The organism is Streptomyces sp. NPDC027189, from assembly GCF_055566975.1.
The window spans coordinates 224,731-241,795 of sequence record NZ_JBVHRI010000006.1; the positions used below are offsets into that span (position 1 = coordinate 224,731).

Annotated in this window: 17 protein-coding genes, 1 tRNA gene and 1 pseudogene; 14 read left to right on the top strand and 5 right to left on the bottom strand. The window is 68.2% G+C overall.

Going from position 1 to position 17,065, the window contains the following annotated elements:
- The first annotated feature begins 190 nt into the window (after positions 1 to 190).
- The 4 genes and pseudogenes from ACZ4RZ_RS17120 to ACZ4RZ_RS17135 all read left to right on the top strand — a co-directional run bounded on the left by ACZ4RZ_RS17120 (position 191) and on the right by ACZ4RZ_RS17135 (position 4,072).
- Positions 191 to 1,378, top strand: a complete 1,188-nt coding sequence (locus ACZ4RZ_RS17120) for a thiolase family protein (RefSeq protein WP_467745356.1) — start codon at positions 191 to 193, stop codon at positions 1,376 to 1,378.
- 54 nt (positions 1,379 to 1,432) lie between these two features.
- Positions 1,433 to 1,603 carry an SDR family NAD(P)-dependent oxidoreductase gene (locus tag ACZ4RZ_RS17125; RefSeq protein WP_467745358.1) on the top strand — a complete coding sequence of 57 codons (171 nt, stop codon included), beginning with the start codon at positions 1,433 to 1,435 and terminating at the stop codon, positions 1,601 to 1,603.
- Positions 1,604 to 1,694: 91 nt separating this feature from the next.
- Positions 1,695 to 3,201, top strand: a pseudogene (locus tag ACZ4RZ_RS17130) (long-chain-fatty-acid--CoA ligase).
- A gap of 97 nt (positions 3,202 to 3,298) precedes the next feature.
- Positions 3,299 to 4,072 (top strand): sulfite exporter TauE/SafE family protein, encoded by a 774-nt coding sequence (locus ACZ4RZ_RS17135; protein WP_467745360.1) that lies wholly within the window; start codon positions 3,299 to 3,301, stop codon positions 4,070 to 4,072.
- A gap of 3 nt (positions 4,073 to 4,075) precedes the next feature.
- Here the strand turns inward: ACZ4RZ_RS17135 and ACZ4RZ_RS17140 are convergent, their stop codons facing one another.
- Positions 4,076 to 4,900, bottom strand: a complete 825-nt coding sequence (locus tag ACZ4RZ_RS17140; protein ID WP_467745362.1) for an HAD-IIA family hydrolase — start codon at positions 4,898 to 4,900, stop codon at positions 4,076 to 4,078.
- A gap of 244 nt (positions 4,901 to 5,144) precedes the next feature.
- Between ACZ4RZ_RS17140 and ACZ4RZ_RS17145 the strand changes: the two genes are divergently transcribed.
- The gene (locus tag ACZ4RZ_RS17145) at positions 5,145 to 5,891 is read left to right on the top strand and encodes a cobalt-precorrin-6A reductase (RefSeq protein WP_467745364.1); all 747 of its coding nucleotides are present in this window, start codon (positions 5,145 to 5,147) and stop codon (positions 5,889 to 5,891) included.
- Between the two features lie 206 nt (positions 5,892 to 6,097).
- Here ACZ4RZ_RS17145 and cobF read toward each other — a convergent pair whose 3' ends face one another.
- The gene (gene cobF / locus ACZ4RZ_RS17150; protein WP_467745366.1) at positions 6,098 to 6,868 is read right to left on the bottom strand and encodes a precorrin-6A synthase (deacetylating); all 771 of its coding nucleotides are present in this window, start codon (positions 6,866 to 6,868) and stop codon (positions 6,098 to 6,100) included.
- Positions 6,869 to 6,947: 79 nt separating this feature from the next.
- Positions 6,948 to 7,472 carry a DUF309 domain-containing protein gene (locus tag ACZ4RZ_RS17155; protein WP_467745368.1) on the bottom strand — a complete coding sequence of 175 codons (525 nt, stop codon included), beginning with the start codon at positions 7,470 to 7,472 and terminating at the stop codon, positions 6,948 to 6,950.
- A gap of 101 nt (positions 7,473 to 7,573) precedes the next feature.
- On the opposite strand from ACZ4RZ_RS17155, the gene ACZ4RZ_RS17160 reads away from it, so the two are divergent.
- Positions 7,574 to 7,647: transfer RNA gene (locus tag ACZ4RZ_RS17160), tRNA-Pro, on the top strand.
- 84 nt (positions 7,648 to 7,731) lie between these two features.
- On the opposite strand, the gene ACZ4RZ_RS17165 is transcribed toward ACZ4RZ_RS17160, so the two are convergent.
- Positions 7,732 to 8,295, bottom strand: a complete 564-nt coding sequence (locus tag ACZ4RZ_RS17165; protein WP_467745370.1) for a tyrosine-type recombinase/integrase — start codon at positions 8,293 to 8,295, stop codon at positions 7,732 to 7,734.
- Between the two features lie 51 nt (positions 8,296 to 8,346).
- Positions 8,347 to 8,880, bottom strand: a complete 534-nt coding sequence (locus ACZ4RZ_RS17170) for an AAA family ATPase (RefSeq protein ID WP_467745372.1) — start codon at positions 8,878 to 8,880, stop codon at positions 8,347 to 8,349.
- 109 nt (positions 8,881 to 8,989) lie between these two features.
- Here ACZ4RZ_RS17170 and ACZ4RZ_RS17175 point away from each other — a divergent pair, with 109 nt between their 5' ends.
- From ACZ4RZ_RS17175 to ACZ4RZ_RS17210, 8 genes are all read left to right on the top strand, one after another.
- The gene (locus tag ACZ4RZ_RS17175) at positions 8,990 to 9,136 is read left to right on the top strand and encodes a hypothetical protein (RefSeq protein ID WP_467745374.1); all 147 of its coding nucleotides are present in this window, start codon (positions 8,990 to 8,992) and stop codon (positions 9,134 to 9,136) included.
- A 532-nt stretch (positions 9,137 to 9,668) separates the two neighbouring features.
- Complete coding sequence (locus ACZ4RZ_RS17180) at positions 9,669 to 12,209, top strand: ATP-grasp domain-containing protein (protein ID WP_467745376.1); 2,541 nt, start codon at positions 9,669 to 9,671, stop codon at positions 12,207 to 12,209.
- Positions 12,210 to 12,376: 167 nt separating this feature from the next.
- On the top strand, positions 12,377 to 13,618 hold the full coding sequence (locus tag ACZ4RZ_RS17185) for an ATP-grasp domain-containing protein (RefSeq protein ID WP_467745377.1): 1,242 nt from the start codon (positions 12,377 to 12,379) through the stop codon (positions 13,616 to 13,618).
- A gap of 60 nt (positions 13,619 to 13,678) precedes the next feature.
- Entirely contained in the window at positions 13,679 to 14,353 is a 675-nt protein-coding gene (locus ACZ4RZ_RS17190) for a 7-cyano-7-deazaguanine synthase (protein ID WP_467745379.1), read from the top strand.
- 3 nt (positions 14,354 to 14,356) lie between these two features.
- Positions 14,357 to 14,749: a 6-pyruvoyl trahydropterin synthase family protein gene (locus ACZ4RZ_RS17195; protein ID WP_467745380.1), complete on the top strand. Its 393-nt coding sequence runs from the start codon at positions 14,357 to 14,359 to the stop codon at positions 14,747 to 14,749.
- A gap of 3 nt (positions 14,750 to 14,752) precedes the next feature.
- The gene (locus ACZ4RZ_RS17200; RefSeq protein ID WP_467745382.1) at positions 14,753 to 15,463 is read left to right on the top strand and encodes a 7-carboxy-7-deazaguanine synthase QueE; all 711 of its coding nucleotides are present in this window, start codon (positions 14,753 to 14,755) and stop codon (positions 15,461 to 15,463) included.
- Positions 15,429 to 16,055: a GTP cyclohydrolase I gene (gene folE, locus ACZ4RZ_RS17205; protein WP_467745384.1), complete on the top strand. Its 627-nt coding sequence runs from the start codon at positions 15,429 to 15,431 to the stop codon at positions 16,053 to 16,055. The genes ACZ4RZ_RS17200 and folE overlap by 35 nt, the downstream gene beginning before the upstream one ends.
- Complete coding sequence (locus ACZ4RZ_RS17210) at positions 16,052 to 17,065, top strand: fatty acid desaturase family protein (RefSeq protein WP_467745386.1); 1,014 nt, start codon at positions 16,052 to 16,054, stop codon at positions 17,063 to 17,065. The genes folE and ACZ4RZ_RS17210 overlap by 4 nt, the downstream gene beginning before the upstream one ends.

A 17,065-nucleotide genomic window follows, 5' to 3' on the forward strand; every position in this document is an offset into this window, starting at 1 on the left:
AAGGGGCCGGTGGGCGGTCTATAGTCCAAAACTAGCAGTGCTAATTAATTGTTCGGTGATCAACCCTTCGGTGATCAACCCTTCGGTGATCAACCCTTCGGTGATCAATCGTTCGGTTCCCGTGATCCGGTGACCCCGCGATCGCGTGACCCGGTGATCCTGTGATCCGGTGTCCCTCAGGAGTCCTGCCGTGCGTCCCGTCCACTTCGCGGCCGCCCGCCGCACCCCCATCGGCAAGCTGCGTGGAGCCCTGTCCTCCGTGCGGCCCGACGACCTCGCCGCGACCGTCGTCCGCGGTCTGGTCGCCGAGGTGCCCGAACTCGACCCGGCCCGTATCGACGACGTCTACTGGGGCGCCGCCAACCAGGCGGGCGAGGACAACCGCAATGTGGCCCGCATGGCCGCGCTGCTCGCCGGGCTGCCCGAGTCCGTACCCGGCGCCACGGTCAACCGGCTCTGCGCCTCCGGCCTCGAGGCGGTCACCACGGCGGCCCGCGCCATCGCCTCCGGCGAGGCCGACATCGTGCTCGCCGGCGGTTCCGAGTCGATGAGCCGCGCCCCCTTCGTCCTGCCCCGCCCCGACGAAGCCCTGCCGCACCGCATCGAGACCGTTGACACCCGGCTCGGCTGGCGTCTGGTCAACCCCGCGATGAAGGAGCTGCACGGGCTCCTGTCGATGGGGGAGACCGCCGAGGAGGTCGCCGAGCGGTACGGCGTCTCGCGCGAACGTCAGGACGCGTTCGCGCTGCGCAGCCACCAGCGCGCCGCGGACGCGCGCAAGAACGGGCACTTCGACGCCGAACTGCTTCCCGTGGAGCGCCCCGACGGTGTCGTCGTCGACAGTGACGAATGCGTACGGGAGGACACCTCGCTCGACAAGCTGTCCCGCCTCAAGCCGGCGTTCCGCGAGGGTGGCACGGTCACCGCCGGTAATGCCTCGCCGATGAACGACGGCGCGGCCGGAGTGCTGCTGGTCAGCGAGGAGGCCCTGAACGAACTGGGGCTGGAGTCCCTCGGGCGGTATGTCGCCGGCGCCTCGGCCGGCGTCCACCCGGACGTCATGGGCATCGGCCCCGTACCCGCCACGCAGAAGGCGCTTGGGCGCGTCGGCTGGAACATCGGTGACATCGAGGAGGCCGAGTTCAACGAGGCGTTCGCGGCGCAGGCCCTCGCCAGCGTGGACCGCCTGGGCATCGACCCGGACCTCGTCAACCCGACCGGCGGCGCCATCGCCCTCGGCCATCCGCTCGGCTGCTCGGGCGCCCGCATCCTCACCACCCTGCTGCACCGCATGCGCCGCACGGGCGCCGCGCGCGGCCTGGCCACGATGTGCGTCGGCGTCGGACAGGGGAGCGCCGTCCTGGTCGAGCGCGGCTGAAGTCCCGTACTCCGTCCAGTCGAAGACCGTAGTCCACCTCGTGAAAGGGAGAGGATGACCAGCAGGTTCACCGGCCGCGCGGCCGTCGTCACCGGAGCGGCGCAGGGCATCGGCGCCGCGACGGCCCGCCGCTTCGCCGAGGACGGCGCGGCCGTCGCCGTCGTCGACCTCACCGAGGAGCGCGCCGAGCGGACGGCCGAGGGGGCGCTCGTCAGGCGTCCGTGAGTACGTGACCGGGGCTGTCGCCATGTCGCCAAATCCCGCAGCCCCCCATCCGGTCCAGAGCCGCACCAGCAAGGAAACGGAGCATCTCTCCATGGCAACCCTGTCCCTCGCCGCGATCCTCGCCGAGAACGCCCGCCGCCGTCCGGACCGGACGGCGCTCGTCGAGGGCGAGCTGCGCCTCACCTTCGCCGAGGTGTGGCAGCGCGCCCGGGCCCAGGCCGGTGCCCTCGTCGGCTTGGGCGTGCGGCCGGGGGACAGGGTGGCGCTGATGGCGCCCAACACGGCGGAGTTCCCGCACGCCTACTACGCGATCGCGGCGGCGGGCGGCGTGGTCGTCCCCGTCCATCTGCTGCTGTCGCAGGCCGAGGTCGAACACGTACTGAAGGACAGCGGTGCGACCCTGCTGCTCTGCCACCCGGCGCAGGCCGATACCGGCGCCGCCGCCGCACGGGCTCTCGGCGTCCAGGTCGTCACGCTGGGCGCCGAATTCGACAAGCTCGCGGCCGACGCCGAACCGCTGCCGTCGTACGTCACCCGCGAGGCGGACGACCCGGCCGTCGTCTTCTACACCAGCGGGACGACCGGTGTCCCCAAGGGCGCCGTACTCAGCCACTTCAACCTTGATGAACGCGACCGTCAACGCCTTCGACGCCAATGACATCCGCCCCGACGACATCGCGCTGGGCGCGCTGCCGTTGTTCCATGCTTTCGGGCAGACGGTGTCCATGAACTCGACCTGGCGGGCGGGGGCGACGCTCGTGCTGCTGCCGCGCTTCGACGCGGCGCGGGCCATCGAGTTGATGGTCGAAGAGCGTGTGAACACCTTTCACGGGGTGCCGACGATGTTCGTGGGTCTCGCGGCCGCGGCCGGCGCGGCGAAGGTGCTGCCCGAGCTGCGTGTGTGCATCTCCGGCGGCGCCTCGCTGCCGGTCGCCGTGCTGGAACGCTTCGAGAAGGCGTTCGGGGCGAAGATCTACGAGGGGTACGGACTGTCGGAGACCTCGCCGACCGCGTCCGTCAACCAGCCCCTGTTCGGCACGAAGGCGGGCACCATCGGCCACCCGCTCTGGGGCGTGGACGTGGAGATCGCGGGGGCCGAGGTCGAGGGGCGCATCGAGCTGCTGCCGCCGGGGGAGCTGGGCGAGGTCGTCATCCGCGGCCACAACGTCTTCTCCGGCTATCTGGGCCGGCCCGAGGCGACCGCGGAGGCCCTGGTCGACGGCTGGTTCCGCACCGGCGACCTGGGCACCAAGGACGACGAGGGCTTCCTCAGGATCGTCGACCGCAAGAAGGACGTCATCATCCGCGGCGGCTACAACGTCTACCCGCGCGAGGTCGAGGAGGTGCTGATGCGCCACCCCGGCATCGCCCAGGTCGCGGTGATCGGCCTGCCGGACGAGCTGCACGGCGAGGAGGTCTGCGCGGTCGTCGTGCGCGCCCCGGGGACCGCGTCGGACGCGGCGGAGATCACCGACTGGTCCAAGGAACACCTGGGCCGCCACAAGTACCCGCGCCGTGTGGAGTTCACCGACGCGCTGCCGCTGGGCCCGAGCATGAAGGTCCTCAAGCGGGAGCTGCGGGCGCGCTACACGAGCTGACGCGGCGGGTCACTTCGCGCGAGGGCCCGGATGAAGTAGTCACCTGGCGAGACGGTCCTTACGCGAGGAGATACGTGGGCCTAGCATCGGTTTCCGCATGAACACGATGACGCTCTGGCACATATCCATCTGGGAGTTCGCCGCTCTCGCCGCCGCGGCTCTGCTCGTCGGCTTCTCGAAGACCGCCGTGAGCGGGGCCAACACGGTCAGTCTGGCGATCTTCGCCGCCGTGCTGCCCGCCCGCGCCTCGACCGGGGTCCTCCTGCCCATCCTGATCGTCGGGGACGTGCTCGCCGTGCTCACCTATCGGCGGCACGCCCACTGGCCCACGCTGTGGCGGCTGTTCCCGGCGGTTGCCGCGGGCGTCGTCTTCGGCACGCTGTTCCTGGTGTGGGCCGACGACGGGGTCGTACGGACCTCGATCGGCGCGATCCTGCTGCTGATGGCGGCGGTCACGGTGTGGCGCCGCCGGGCCGCCGCCCAGGACGACGAACCCGACTCGGTGGCGACGCAGACGGGCCGGATCAAGGCCCGTTCGTACGGTGTGCTCGGTGGCTTCACGACGATGGTCGCCAACGCGGGCGGCCCGGTGATGTCGATGTATCTCCTGTCGGCGGGCTTCAGGAAGCTGGGCTTCCTCGGCACGTCGGCCTTCTTCTTCCTGATCGTCAATGTGTCGAAGGTGCCGTTCAGCGTGGGACTCGGCCTGATCGACGGCCACTCGCTGCTGCTGGACGCGGCGTTGGCGGTCTTCGTCGTGCCGGGGGCGTTCCTCGGCAAATGGGCCGTGCATCGAATCAATCAGCTGCTCTTCGAGCGGCTGGTCATCGCGGCGACGGTGGTGGGCGGCGTGCAGCTGTTGGTGCGCTGACCGCTACCGAGGCGCGGCGGAGTGCAGCAGGGCGGGGAGATCCGCGAAGGAGTCCAGGACGTGGTCGGGCTCGCCGCTCGCCGCCCGATGGCTCTCGGGCAGGTATTTGCCGGTCCTGACGAGGACACCGGTGATTCCCGTGCGCTGCGCGGCGAGCACGTCCGACTCGATGTCGTCGCCGACCATCAGCGCCTCACCGGGACCGACCCCGAGACGCGCCAGTGCCGTCTCGAAGAACGCGGGCGCCGGCTTGCCGGTGATCTCCGCCTCGGTGCGGGCCGCCCGCTCCAGGCCGAGCAGAAACGCACCACTGTCGAGCTGCAGTCCTTGGTCGGTGCGCCAGTACAGGTTGCGGTGCATGGCGATCAGCCGGGCGCCGCGCTGCAGGTGACCGAAGGCCCGGTTGAGCGCGGCGTAGCCGAACTCGGGTCCGGCGCCACCCACCACGACGACATCCGGCACGGTGTCCGTGTGGCTGTCGCGGTCATCGTGGCTCTCGCTGTCGTCGAGCAGCGTGATTCCGGCGAGGTCCTCGGCGATGTCGCCGCTGTTCAGCAGGGAGCACCGGGCGCCCGGATGACGGTCGGCGAGATACGCGGCGGTGACGGCGGGTGCGGTGAGGATGTCCTCGGCGTCCACGGGGAAACCGGCTTCGCGCAGGGTCGCGGCGATCGACGCGCGCGTCCGGGACGTCGTGTTGGTGACCAGGGCGACCCCGAGCCCGGACGCACGGATCTGCCGCAGTGCCTCGACCGCGCCGGGCAGCGGTTGCCACGAGACCGTGAGCACACCGTCGATGTCGATCAGGACCGCGCGTACCGACTCCATGCCCGGACGATACCGAGCGGCGCCCGCGCCGCGCATGCGTGCAGGGCTGCTGCGCCGACGGCTCACCCTGCCGGACCCGGAGTACGCCCGACGCCTCCGTCCAGGGCGCCGACCAGGTCATATGACCTGGTCGCCGAGTGGCGAGACCCGCAGGATGCGCGTCCCGGCCGGCCTGCCGACCTGCTGCCCCCGGGTTGGGACCCGAAGCCCCACGCCCCCACCCCGCCCCCGTAGTCTCGACCTCATGTCCCCCCACGTCCTGGTCCTCGGCGGCACCACCGAGGCGCGCGAACTCGCCGCAGAGCTGGCGGCGCGTGACGGCGTGCGGGTGACGACGTCCCTTGCGGGGCGCGTGTCCCGGCCGGGGGCGCTCGCGGGAGACGTACGGATCGGGGGATTCGGCGGAGCGGAGGGGCTGGCGGAGTGGCTGCGCGAGCACGGCGTGGACGCCGTGGTGGACGCGACGCACCCCTTCGCCTCAGGCATCACGGAGAACGCCGCGCGGGCCGCGGCGGCGACCGGAGTCCGCGCCGTGGTGCTGCGCCGCCCGGGCTGGCGCCCCGGCCCCGGCGACCTGTGGCACTCGGCAGCCTCCCTCACCGAGTCCGCCGCGCTGCTCCCGGCGTTGGGCCGCCGCGTCTTCCTCACCACGGGGCGCCTGGGCCTCGCCGCCTTCGCGGACCTCGCCGAACTTCACTTCCTCGTACGTTCGGTGGAGGCGCCCGAGCCCCCGCTGCCCCCCGACACCGAAGTACTGCTGGCACGCGGCCCGTTCACGGTGGACGGCGAGAAAGCGCTCCTGCGCGAGCACCACATCGACGTCCTGGTGACCAAGGACAGCGGAGGAGACGCAACGGCGGCCAAACTCACGGCCGCCCGCGATCTGAGCCTTCCCGTCGTCGTCGTACGCCGCCCCCACCTCCCCGAAGGCGTGACCGCGGTACCGGACGTGACGACGGCCCTGACCCGGCTGGACCTCGGCCCGCATTAGGGCCTGTCTTTCGGATCACGCCTGAGCCGCGTTGTAAGGCGCCGTAGCCAGAAGTCGGCGTGATCCGAAGGACGGGCCTTGGCTGCTCATCGGGCTGGACGCCGGCTCCGCTCCCTCGACGGTGGTCACCTTCGCCCCCTCACACCGGCGGGCGCCCCATGCCTGCGGGGTCATCCGCGCGGCGTACCGTCGCAGGGGCGTGCGCGCTACCCCCGCGGATGCCTGCGCAGCAGATACGTGTCCATGATCCATCCCTTGCGCTCCCGGGCCTCGGCCCGCAGGCGCTCGATACGGGGAGCCGCCTCGGCGAGGGGACCGGAGGCGAGGATCTCGTCGGGCGTTCCTATGTAGGCGCCCCAGTAGATGTCGATGTCCTCGTCGGCGTACTGCCGGAACGTCTGGTGGGCGTCGAGCATGACCACCACGTCGTCGACACCCTCGGGGAAGCCCTCCGCGAGACGGCGGCCCGTAGTGATCTGTACGGGGCGGGCGACCCGGTTCAGCCCCGTGCGGTGCCGGGCGACGAGCGCGGAGACGCTGCTGATACCGGGCACGACGTCGTACGTGAACGCCACCGCGCCCCGCTGCAGGATCTCCTCCAGGATGCCGAGCGTGCTGTCGTACAGCGCGGGGTCGCCCCACACCAGGAACGCGCCGCTCTCGTCCTCGCCCAGCTCCTCGGCGATCAGCCGCTCGTAGATGTCCGCGCGGGCACTGCGCCAGTCCCCGACGGCCGGCGAGTACGCCGTGCCCCCCGCGGACCGGTCGCGGTCCGGGTCACGGGCCTCGACCAGCCGGTATGCCCCCTGCGGTAGGTGCGCGTCGAGGATGTCACGGCGCAGCTGGACGAGGTCCGACTTCACCTCGCCCTTGTCCAGGATGAAGAACACGTCGGTGCTCCTCAGCGCCTTGACCGCCTGCAACGTGAGCTGATCGGGGTCGCCCGCCCCGATCCCGACGACATGAATCTTTCGCACACCGAGAGTCTGCCGTACGCCACTGACAGTGGACGCACCGCACCCAGGTTCGGCCCTGGCCCGCCGCGGCGGTGCCCGGTCAGTCGACCCGCCCGCGCAGCCGGGGTGCGCACACCGCAGCGCTGATCGCCTTGCCCTCCCCCTCCACGGCCCCCGCCAATTCCCGTGCCCAGCCGCTCAGTTCCGCGAGGTCCATCCCGTACGGCCGCCCCCGGCCGGTCTCCGACGCCCACTCCTCGACCGCGCCGGCCCCGCGCCGCAGCAGCCGGGCGCCGCCCGTCGCGTTCCCGCGGGCCGCGTGGGTGAGTCCCACCGAGAGCTGGGCGAGACCCCGCCAGAGCGCGCGCTCGTTCTCGGGCCCGGATTTCCAGGCGTCCTCGAAGACCTCATGCGCGTGGAACGGCTTCCCCGCCTCCAGTAGCGCCTGCGCCTCGGCGACGGTCTCCTCGGGGCCGCGTACGACGCCTTCAGGCTGCCGTTCCACGCCGTCCGCGCCGTACGGCAGGGGTCGCCCCAGCCCGTCGCGCGGCCGCGCGTTCCGCGCCCGCCCCGCCGTGTCCCGATCACGCCCGCCGCCCCGCCGAGCCTCAGATGTCCCGCTCATACGCCGATTGTCGCGCGCTCCGCGCCCCCGTCGGAGCAGCCCACGACGTGGGGTAAAGTTCTGTTCGCACGATCACCGCGGGTCACCGCGGGTCGGAGCATCGGGACGTGGCGCAGCTTGGTAGCGCACTTGACTGGGGGTCAAGGGGTCGCAGGTTCAAATCCTGTCGTCCCGACGGTGTTCACCAGCGGGTTTGCCGACTATGGCAGACCCGCTGGATGCGTTTGTGTGACACGTGATGGCGGCCCCGCGGCCGGTGTCAGGCTGCTCGATCCCTGGAGGTCGGGGCGCCGTGGTTGTCGTGTTTGCCGTCGGCGCGCTTGAGGGCCTTGTCGATGGCGGTGACGGCGTCGCGGGCGGCGTGGGGCAGCAGGTGGCCGTAGAGGTTGACGGTGGTGGACAGCGCCGAGTGGCGCAGGGTCTTGGAGAGCACGGCCAGCGGGACCCGGGAACTGATCATGATGGTGGCCGCGGTGTGCCGCAGATCGTGGACCGCGATCCGGGGCAGATCGGCCTCTTCAGAGCGCCGGCGCAACTCGGTCAGGACACCTTGCGGGCGCCGCGGGCAGCCGCCCGGCCGGCAGAACACCAATCCTTCCAGACGTGTCGTGGGGGCTGGCCGGCGCGGGCGGAGGCGGCCTGGCGGTCCAGCGCGGCCGCGACGCGCGAGGAAAGTCTCCCAGTTCCGGCTCGCTCTGGTTTTGGGGCGGCAGAGGTAGAGCCGGCTGTTGTTGACGGCCGTCAGGTTCCAGCGCACCAGCAGCGTCTTCTCCGGCAGGCGGACGTCGGTCCAGTGCAGACCGAGGGCCGCGCCGCGGCGCAAACAGCTCGGCGCGCAGCCGGGTGCTGGTGGCGCGCCGGCCGGTGTCGTTGGTCATGACGACCAGAGAGCTCGCGTTCCGGAGCCGGGGGGAGGATCGAGGACAGGCAGCGCAGGGAGGGCGGGTCGACGTCGTGGAGGTTGTCGGTCCCGAGCACGAGCCGGTGTTGTTCGGCCAGGTCGACGAGGGCCAGGACGATCCCGCGAAGGGCGGTCACGATCTCGCCCGGGAGGTTCTCGGTGGCTGGGTCGGCGCTCTCCTTGTGGGCTGTCATCGCGGTGAACAGGCGTCCATTTCGTCGCGTACGGGCTGTGGAACCTGGGGGTCTGGACGAGCTGGGACAGCGCTCCGAAAGGGACCGCGCGCTCGGAAGCGGACGCGGTCGCGCTGAGCACGAGCGCCCGGGAGGGGGCGCCTGTTTCGAGGAAACCGTGCAGGAGCTTGCTCTTGCCACCGCCCCGTGGGGCGTGGACGAGGGCGATCCGGCCTCTGGCGGAGGCGGATTCCGCGAGCAGCCGGTCGAGGGCCGCCAGGGCCTCTTCGCGTTCCACCAGGTCGGGTAAGCGGTTCTCGGGTGCTGAGTTCACGGCGTTCCTCAGGCCCTGGAATCGATGGGCGCCACGGCCCCACGCACGGGAGGGGGCTGGGTTTCAGCGGCCGCTTCAGGCCGGCCGCGGTGATCCGGGATGGCACCGGATGGCCGAGCTCTCGACGGGCTTGAAGGGGTGGCGGTCCGTGCCGCCGCATACCGGCATGGAGCTCCTCGGCGGTGTGCACGGCCGCAGCGGCTGGCGCTTCGTCAACTCCCCCGAAGAAAGGTGTATCCGTGACGGGGAGCAGTGATATCGCGGAGACGATATATCCCGCTCCAGGTGAACATCCGGCGGCGCCGCATGCCCGAGAGAAAGCACTGTACCCACGGCCGGGCCGACCTCACTGACGGAGTCGAGTTATTTGAGCTTGACTTGAGGTTGGCGGAGCTTATCTCCAGTCAATATCGGGCGGCGACGCCGAAATTTGGAAATCTGGGACTCACCGAGGGACTGGCAAACACCCTTGCGCGACGCGGCCCTGACGCTTCTTCCCGACACATCGCCGCCGAACTGGACTGCATCAGGGTTCAGTTAATGGCCGTTGACCGCCTAACCGGTCGTGTGTACTGTGAAGTTGTCGGGGCGCTGCGGCACGTATCCGCATAGTGCTCTTACGGAACGGATGGATTGACCCCCATCGTTTCGATTGAGTTTTGCTAGTTTTTTAGATTTTTATGTAGCGCGCTTCACCTGCTGTTGATTCCTCCTCGCCGAGTGACCCGCAGGGGTCATCTCTTCGACGAGGGGTCTCGGTATGCGCTGCGACGGGGGAGAGGGAAGAGTTGACCGCTCGCGAATTCTTACGCGAACAACCGGTACAACGGCTGCTGCTGCTGGGTGGCCGCCGTCCGGAGCCCATAGAGGCCGCTCGGCAGGCTGGGATCGCAGTCACTTATGTCGGTCCGAAGGGATCGGCCGGCAGCCGCCACATCGAAGTGGCCGACTGGGTCGTGCTGTTCGAGGACGAACCGGAGGACCTGGTCGATTTAGCGGCCAAGCTGCACCAGGTGGCGCCCATCGGTGTAGCGGTCTCCATGACCGACCGCTACATGACGACGGCGGCCCGGATCAACGAGCGGCTGGGGCTGGTCTCGAACCGCCTGGAAGCGGTGTGCGCGACGCAGGACAAGGCCCGGATGCGGCAGCTCCTGGAACGTGCAGCTGTGCGCCAAGTGCGTTCCTCGCGGGTGCGTACAAGACAGGACATCGACGATTTCATCCGGAGCACTGGATTTCCGGTCATCGTCAAGCCCGTTGCCGGCACGGCCAGCCAGAACATCTGCCGAGTCGATGATCCCGGCGATGTCGCGAAAGTCGCCGCGCTCCTGGAGGCCGGCGAGGCGGACCACTGGCTCGCCGAGGAGTTCCTGGACGGCCAGGAATTCAGTGTTGAAACATTCAGCATGGCAGGTGAGCACCACGTACTGGCGGTCACCGAGAAGTTCAAGACTTCTCACTTTGTTGAGATCGGACACCTCGTCCCTGCCCGGGTATCACGCGAGGACTGGCAGGCGATCGCCGACGAGGCTTGCGCGGCCCTGAGCGGTCTGGGCATCACCGAAGGCCCCGCGCACACCGAGATCATCCTTACGGGCAACGGCCCGTGCGTTGTCGAGACCCATGCGCGGCCCGGCGGCGACGCCATCGTGGAACTGGTCCGGCTCGCCTGCGGCGTGGACATCCAGAAACTGACCTTCGACTGGCTGGCCGGTCTGCCGGTCCGTGCCCCGATCGGGGAACCGCCCTTCGGGGCCGCGGCGATCTGGTTCCTCACCTCGCCGCCGGGAACGGTGACTTCGGTCACCGGCCTCCAGGAGGCGCAGGCCTCCGAAGGCGTCTACGAAGCGGTCCTCATGGTCGAGGCCGGCGATGCCGTGACGCCGCTGAGGAGTTCCGCCGACCGCCAGGGCTTCGTCATCGCGACAGCCGTGGACGCCGAGAGCGCCCTTGCCAGGGCCCGTGGCGCCGTGGACTGCTTTGGCGTCGAGGTAGCCCCGCAGCAGACCCTCCCCCCACCGAACGACCGAACTCGGAGCTCGCTCATCAATACTTCACTGCAGGGGACCAAGGCAGTTCTACTGCTGGACCCGGTGCGGAACGGCGCCAACTACAAGCCGGAAGCGCGACGACGCGGCTTCGCCGTCGTCTCGGCGTACACGGTGGCCCGGGACCTGATCGAGGAGCGCTGGCCCGACCACGCGACGGGCGACGACGCGAGTATCTACGCGTCGGACAGCGACGCGATTCTCGAGGAGCTCAAGAAACTGGGGGCCGAAGTGGTGGCAGTCGTCGCCGCAATGGACTCGGCCGTCCACGTGGCCGACGTACTGGCTGACGAACTGAACCTGACCGGCAACGACGTGTCACTCGCGCCGGCGCGGCGCAATAAGGCGGCAATGCGCAGGGCCGCGTCCGAAGGCGGCCTGCAGATACCCGAGTTCGCTCTCGTCAAGGACGCTCGGGAGATCGCCGCTGCGGCAGCGCGGATCGGTTTTCCGGCCATCGTCAAGCACACCAACGGTGGCGGGTCGCACGGTACGAGGCTGCTCAATTCGGCGGAGGAAGCGGCGGAGCTCTCCAATCTGCAACTGCTCGACCACTTCGGGTGGCGGGTGGAAGAGTGGCTCGTCGAGCAGTACATCCGTGGCCGGGAGTTCGCCGTGAACTGCTTCAGCCACGACGGCCGGCACCAGGTCATCGACGTCTGGGAGTACCGGCAGCCCGATGACCGCGACTATGACTTCCCCTACTGGGAATCCGCGCAGTTGCCCAAGGACGACCCCGACTGGCAACGAGCCGTCGACTATGTGAGCGAGGCACTCACCGTACTCGGTGTGCGTTTGGGGCCCAGCCATACCGAGGTGAAGGTCGGTCCTGACGGGGTGTACCTCATTGAGGTGGGCGCACGTCTGCCCGGCGGTCCGATGACGGACCAGTGGCTGGCCAACAGCGACCTCGATCCGTTCGAGCAGGGCCTGGACTGCTATCTGGGCAACCGGCCCGCCTGCCTGGACACCCCTCCGCGCTTCGAGCGTTTCTGCGGCGCCAGCGCCATCAGGAACGAGGGACCGGCCGGTACTCTCACCGAGATTCGCGGACTGGACGAACTCCCACGCATTCCCGGAGTCGACAAGGTGCTCTCGACCTATGAGCCCGGCGACCATGTCCCGGTCACCGACAGCACCAAGAACATTCCTGTCGGGGTCTGGGTGTCGGCCCCCGACTACCCCGCACTCATCGCGCTGTTGGCCCGGGTCCGGGAGACGGTCGAGCTGGTCATCGAACCGGACGGCGAAAGCAACAGCTCATTCTCCGGTGTGTGAACGCCCCATGCCGGATAGACCGCGGGGCTTTACTCAGCTGCCGTAGAAATTCTTAACTCTCACCTCTCGCGTGCCGCAAGGGCGGTTCACGCTGCGCTGAGTGATGTTTCGGCACGCCCGAAAACGCCTTCGAGGCCACATCACCGTGCCGGATGAAGGGATCTTCCATGACGTCGCCCAACCGTGTAATACTCGTGGTGGGGAGTGGATCGCAGATTTTTCGCGAGTACATTCTCCGCTCGGTATCGGAGAAATATCAGCTGTGGCTGCTCTCTTCGCACGAAGCCTCCTGGGAAAAGCCGTATATTTCCGGAAGCAGCGTGGTGGACACGCTGGATGTCGATGCCACCGTGGCCTGCGCACGGTCGGTAGCCGACGCGGTCACCGTCAGCGGCGTCCTGTGCTACGACGAGCTGAGTCTCCTGGCGGCGGCGCGCGCCGCTGAGGCGCTGTCACTTCCGGCCAGTCCGGCCGAGGCCATCACCGCCTGCCGAGACAAGCACGTCGGACGCCGCCTGCTGGCGGAGGCCGGGATTCCGCAGCCTGTCTCCCTCGCTGTCTCCTCTCTCGCCGAAGCGGAAGAGGCCGCGTCCCGCATCGGCTACCCGGTTGTCATCAAGCCGCGTGCACTGGCCGGCAGCAACGGTGTCGTCCGGGTCGACAAGCCGGATGAACTGCACTCGCACTACGCCGTCACGGCCCAGGCCAATTTCGGCGAGACGACCCGCTATGCGGAGCGGGGAGTACTCATCGAGGAGTATCTGACAGGCCCCGAGATCAGTATCGACGCGGCATACCAGGACGGTGTCGTCACACCGCTGGCCGTAGCCCGGAAACAACTGGGTTTCCCGCCGAACTTCGAGGAGACCGGCCACACCGTCGACGCCGAGGACCCCCTGCTGAGGGATGCCACACTGCTCTCCCTGCTGTCGGAGGCACACCGCGCGCTCGGCTTGAACCACTTGGTCACGCATACCGAGATCCGCCTGACTCCCAACGGCCCGCGGATCGTTGAGATCAACGCGCGTCTCGGCGGTGACCTCATTCCTTATCTGGCGCGCCTCGCCTCCGGCGTCGACGCCGCGTCCGTGGCCGCCGACCTATGTACCGGTACGCCCGTGACACGGGGATCGGTAACGCCGGGTCACGCGGCCATCCGGATGCTCTATCCCGAGCAGGACATCGAGGTCGCCGATGTGACCTTCGACGAAGCCCGGTTGCCCGCGGAGATCCACACCGTGCGGAGCACGGTGAACCGTGGCGCCCGCTTGCAGTTGCCGCCGCGCGCGCACGCCTCACGCAGCAGGTACGGCTATGCCATCGCCGTCGGCACCGACGAAGGCGCGTGTCTGAAGGCCCTGGACGCCGCTGAACAAGCGGCCGACGTCACCGGCACCCCGCTGCGGTAACCACCGCCGGCGGAACCAGCCACACCAGACCAGACACAGCATGTCAAAGGAGGAACGACCGTGGCCCGTGTTGTTGCCGTCGTCTCGGGGGGCCTGGACTCCGTTGTCCTGGCCCACCATCTGCACCAGGAAGGTCATGAACTGCAGCTGCTGTCCATCGACTACGGCCAGCGCCATCGCAAGGAACACGACTACGCGGCCCTGGCCGCCCGCAAGATCGGTGCCACCCACGATGTGCTCGATCTGGGCAACGTGGCCAAGGCGTTGCCCGGATACTCGCTCACCGACCCGTCCGTGGACGTGCCCGACCAGCACTACACGGCACCGGGCAGCGTCAACGTGGTCCCCAACCGCAACGTGATCCTCTTTTCCGTGGCATTCGGTCGCGGTGCCGCCGTCAAGGCCGATCAGGTCGCCGTCGGCACGATCGCCGGAGACGACGCCACCGCGCCGGACTGCTCGGCGGAATTCATCGCGTCATTCAATGCGATGGAGAAGATCGCCACCGCCGGCTATGCGCCGGCCCACCTGCAGGTGGTGGCCCCCTTCATCGAAATGACCAAGGGTGAGGTAATCCTCCGGGGGCAGCAGCTGGGCGTTGATTTCACCGACACCTGGAGCTGTTTCAAGGGGCAGGACATCCATTGCGGTGTCTGTGCCGCCTGCGAAGACCGTCACCTCGCCTTCGCCGCCGCTGAAATAGTCGATCCCACCCCTTACCAGAAGGAGCAGTAGATCATGCTCAATATCTCCAAAGAATTCCACTTCTCGGCGAGCCATCGTCTGGCGCATCTGCCGCAGGACCATCAGTGCGCTCGTTTGCACGGCCATAACTACATCATCGTGATCGAGCTCTCCGCCAATCCCGACGAGTTGACCGAGGCCGGCTTCGTGCGCGACTACGGGGATCTGAGCGAATTCAAGAAGTGGATCGACGTCACCCTCGACCACCGTCATCTCAACGAGATCATGACCGACGCGAACCCATCGGCCGAGAACATGGCGATGTGGGTCTACGAAACCTGGTCGGACCGGATTCCCGAACTGACCGCGGTGCGTGTCTCCGAAACCCCCAAAACCTGGGCCGAGTACCGGCCGCGCCCGCGCCTGCAGGCCACGCAAGGGGCGTAGCAGATGCCGAAACTCGTCGTAAACGAGATCTTCGGCCCGACGGTCCAGGGTGAAGGCCCGTCATCCGGGCGCCGCTGCGGGTTCCTTCGCCTGGGTGGCTGCAACCTGTCCTGCCGCTGGTGCGACACGCCGTACACCTGGGACTGGAAGGGTGTCAGTGACGCCGGCAAGGCGTTCGACCCGCGCGTGGAACTGATTTCCAAGGACACCGATGAGGTGGCCGACGAACTGCTTGCCATGGGCGTCGATCTCTTCGTTGTCTCGGGCGGTGAACCGCTCAATCAGCAGACACGATTGCTTCCTGTGCTGGAGAAACTGCGCGACACGGGAATCTCGGTGGAGATCGAGACCAATGGGACCATCGTTCCCCACGATGATGTGATTTCCACGGGTGTGCGATTCAACGTTTCTCCGAAACTGGCGCACGCGGCCGACCCCCACAGTCGGCGCATCGTCCCAGAGGCCCTGCAGAAGCTGAACCAGACAGATGCTGTGGCATTCAAATTCGTCTGCCGTACGGCGGACGATTTGGACGAGGTGAACGGGCTGGCGGAATCGCTCGGTCTGCGATCCATCTGGATCATGCCGGAGGGGAAAACGGTCGCCGATATCAATCGACATCTGGCGGACCTTGCCGACGAAATAGTCCAGCGCGGGTGGAATATGTCCACACGTCTCCATGTGCTGGCTTGGGAAGATAAACGAGGGGTTTGACGCAGTGATTGAAGAGATCAACGAAAAGCCGGTCGAGACCGTCCTCCAGGACCCTCTCGAGAACGTCGCCAGGCAGCTTCTGATCGAGATCGGCGAGAATCCCGACCGTGAGGGTCTGATAGACACTCCCCGTCGCTACGCTCGCTGGTGGAGGGAGTTCACCGGTTACGATCCGGGAACCATCGACACCGTCTTCGAGAGCGTTTCGAGCAACCAGACCGTCATGGTGTCCGACATGAACGTCTGGAGCCTTTGCGAGCACCACCTGCTGCCGTTCAACTGCTCGGTGACCGTTGCCTACCGTGCCCGCAGTAGCATCCTCGGCCTCTCGAAGTTCGCCAGGATCGCGCACAAGCACGCGCACAAGCTCCAGCTCCAGGAGCGCCTGATCGCCGATATCGCGGACGAGGTCGAGAAGGTCACCGGTTCGCCCGACGTCGCGGTCACCGGGCGGGGAGAGCACCTGTGCATGACCATGCGCGGCATCCGGACAAGCTCGCTCATGACCTCGGCCGTCTTTCGCGGTGTGTTCGAGAAGGAAGGACCGGAGCGCGGTGAGCTGCTGTCTCTCCTTCAGGGAGCCCGGAAGTGACCGGTGCGGACGTCGCAGCGGCAGATCAATCGCCCGCCGGCCAGGCGGTCACCCAACGGGATGAGGGGGCCGGCGGGCCGTACAGAAAGGGCTACACGGCCCCCAAGCGGCTGCGTGACCAACTGGCCGCGGCGCACCGCACCAAACCCTGGCGCACGGTGTGGGCGGCTGCGGCCGACCACACCGTGGCTGGTGGCCTTTCACTGTTCATCGCCTGGCTCTGGGTACGTGTTTCGCCGCTTTCGGGGCTGGCCCTGGCGGTTCCGGTGTCCTTAGTGATCGCGAGGCACCTGCGTGGCCTGGAGAACCTGGTCCACGAGGGATCCCATTCCAACTGGATCCGCCGCAACCGGCGGGCCAACGACATCCTCGCCTACAGCATGGCGGCTTTCCCCACGGGACAGCGGTTGCGTTTCTACCGCGAGTCTCATCTCCTCCACCACGGCCGGTTCGGAACGGATATCGACCCCGACCTCAGGCGGTACCGGGAACTGGGCATCGAGGGGATCAGCAGGGAGTCGCTGCGCGGATTCACCAGGCAAGTGGCCGTCCGTCTGGTGCGTTACCAGGTCGGATGGCTGCGGGAACTGCGGACGGACATCGGTGCGATGCTGACGCCCGTCGTGTGGTCGATCGTCGCTGTAGGGGGACCCGCCGGCCTGTTCCTGGGATCCGCGGGGGGTGTCGTGGCCGCCGGAGCGTGGCTTGCCTGCATGCTGGTCGTGCTTCCGGTGATCCGGTTCATCGCCGAAGCGGACGAGCACAGTTACTCCGACTCCTCGACCGTCTTCGACGCGACGATCACCAATGCCGGGCGGGTCCAGCGCTTGCTCTTCCACCCGCACGCGGACGGCTATCACACGGTCCACCACATGTGGCCCGGCATACCGCACCATGCCCTGGCCGATGTTCATCACCTGCTCATGGCCGAGGACCCGCAGTTCGCCGCCCGCATACGTACCCGCTCACGTGTGCTCTCCAGCCCGACACCCGTGCAGAGGGCGTCGTGA

Excerpts from the sequence above, each read along its gene's own strand:
- ACZ4RZ_RS17125 (WP_467745358.1), top strand. The coding sequence starts at position 1,433 with ATGACCAGCAGGTTCACCGGCCGCGCGGCCGTCGTCACCGGAGCGGCG.
- ACZ4RZ_RS17135 (WP_467745360.1), top strand. The coding sequence starts at position 3,299 with ATGAACACGATGACGCTCTGGCACATATCCATCTGGGAGTTCGCCGCT.
- ACZ4RZ_RS17140 (WP_467745362.1), bottom strand. The coding sequence starts at position 4,900 with ATGGAGTCGGTACGCGCGGTCCTGATCGACATCGACGGTGTGCTCACG.
- ACZ4RZ_RS17145 (WP_467745364.1), top strand. The coding sequence starts at position 5,145 with ATGTCCCCCCACGTCCTGGTCCTCGGCGGCACCACCGAGGCGCGCGAA.
- ACZ4RZ_RS17155 (WP_467745368.1), bottom strand. The coding sequence starts at position 7,472 with ATGAGCGGGACATCTGAGGCTCGGCGGGGCGGCGGGCGTGATCGGGAC.
- ACZ4RZ_RS17175 (WP_467745374.1), top strand. The coding sequence starts at position 8,990 with ATGGCCGAGCTCTCGACGGGCTTGAAGGGGTGGCGGTCCGTGCCGCCG.
- ACZ4RZ_RS17185 (WP_467745377.1), top strand. The coding sequence starts at position 12,377 with ATGACGTCGCCCAACCGTGTAATACTCGTGGTGGGGAGTGGATCGCAG.
- ACZ4RZ_RS17195 (WP_467745380.1), top strand. The coding sequence starts at position 14,357 with ATGCTCAATATCTCCAAAGAATTCCACTTCTCGGCGAGCCATCGTCTG.
- ACZ4RZ_RS17200 (WP_467745382.1), top strand. The coding sequence starts at position 14,753 with ATGCCGAAACTCGTCGTAAACGAGATCTTCGGCCCGACGGTCCAGGGT.
- folE (WP_467745384.1), top strand. The coding sequence starts at position 15,429 with ATGTGCTGGCTTGGGAAGATAAACGAGGGGTTTGACGCAGTGATTGAA.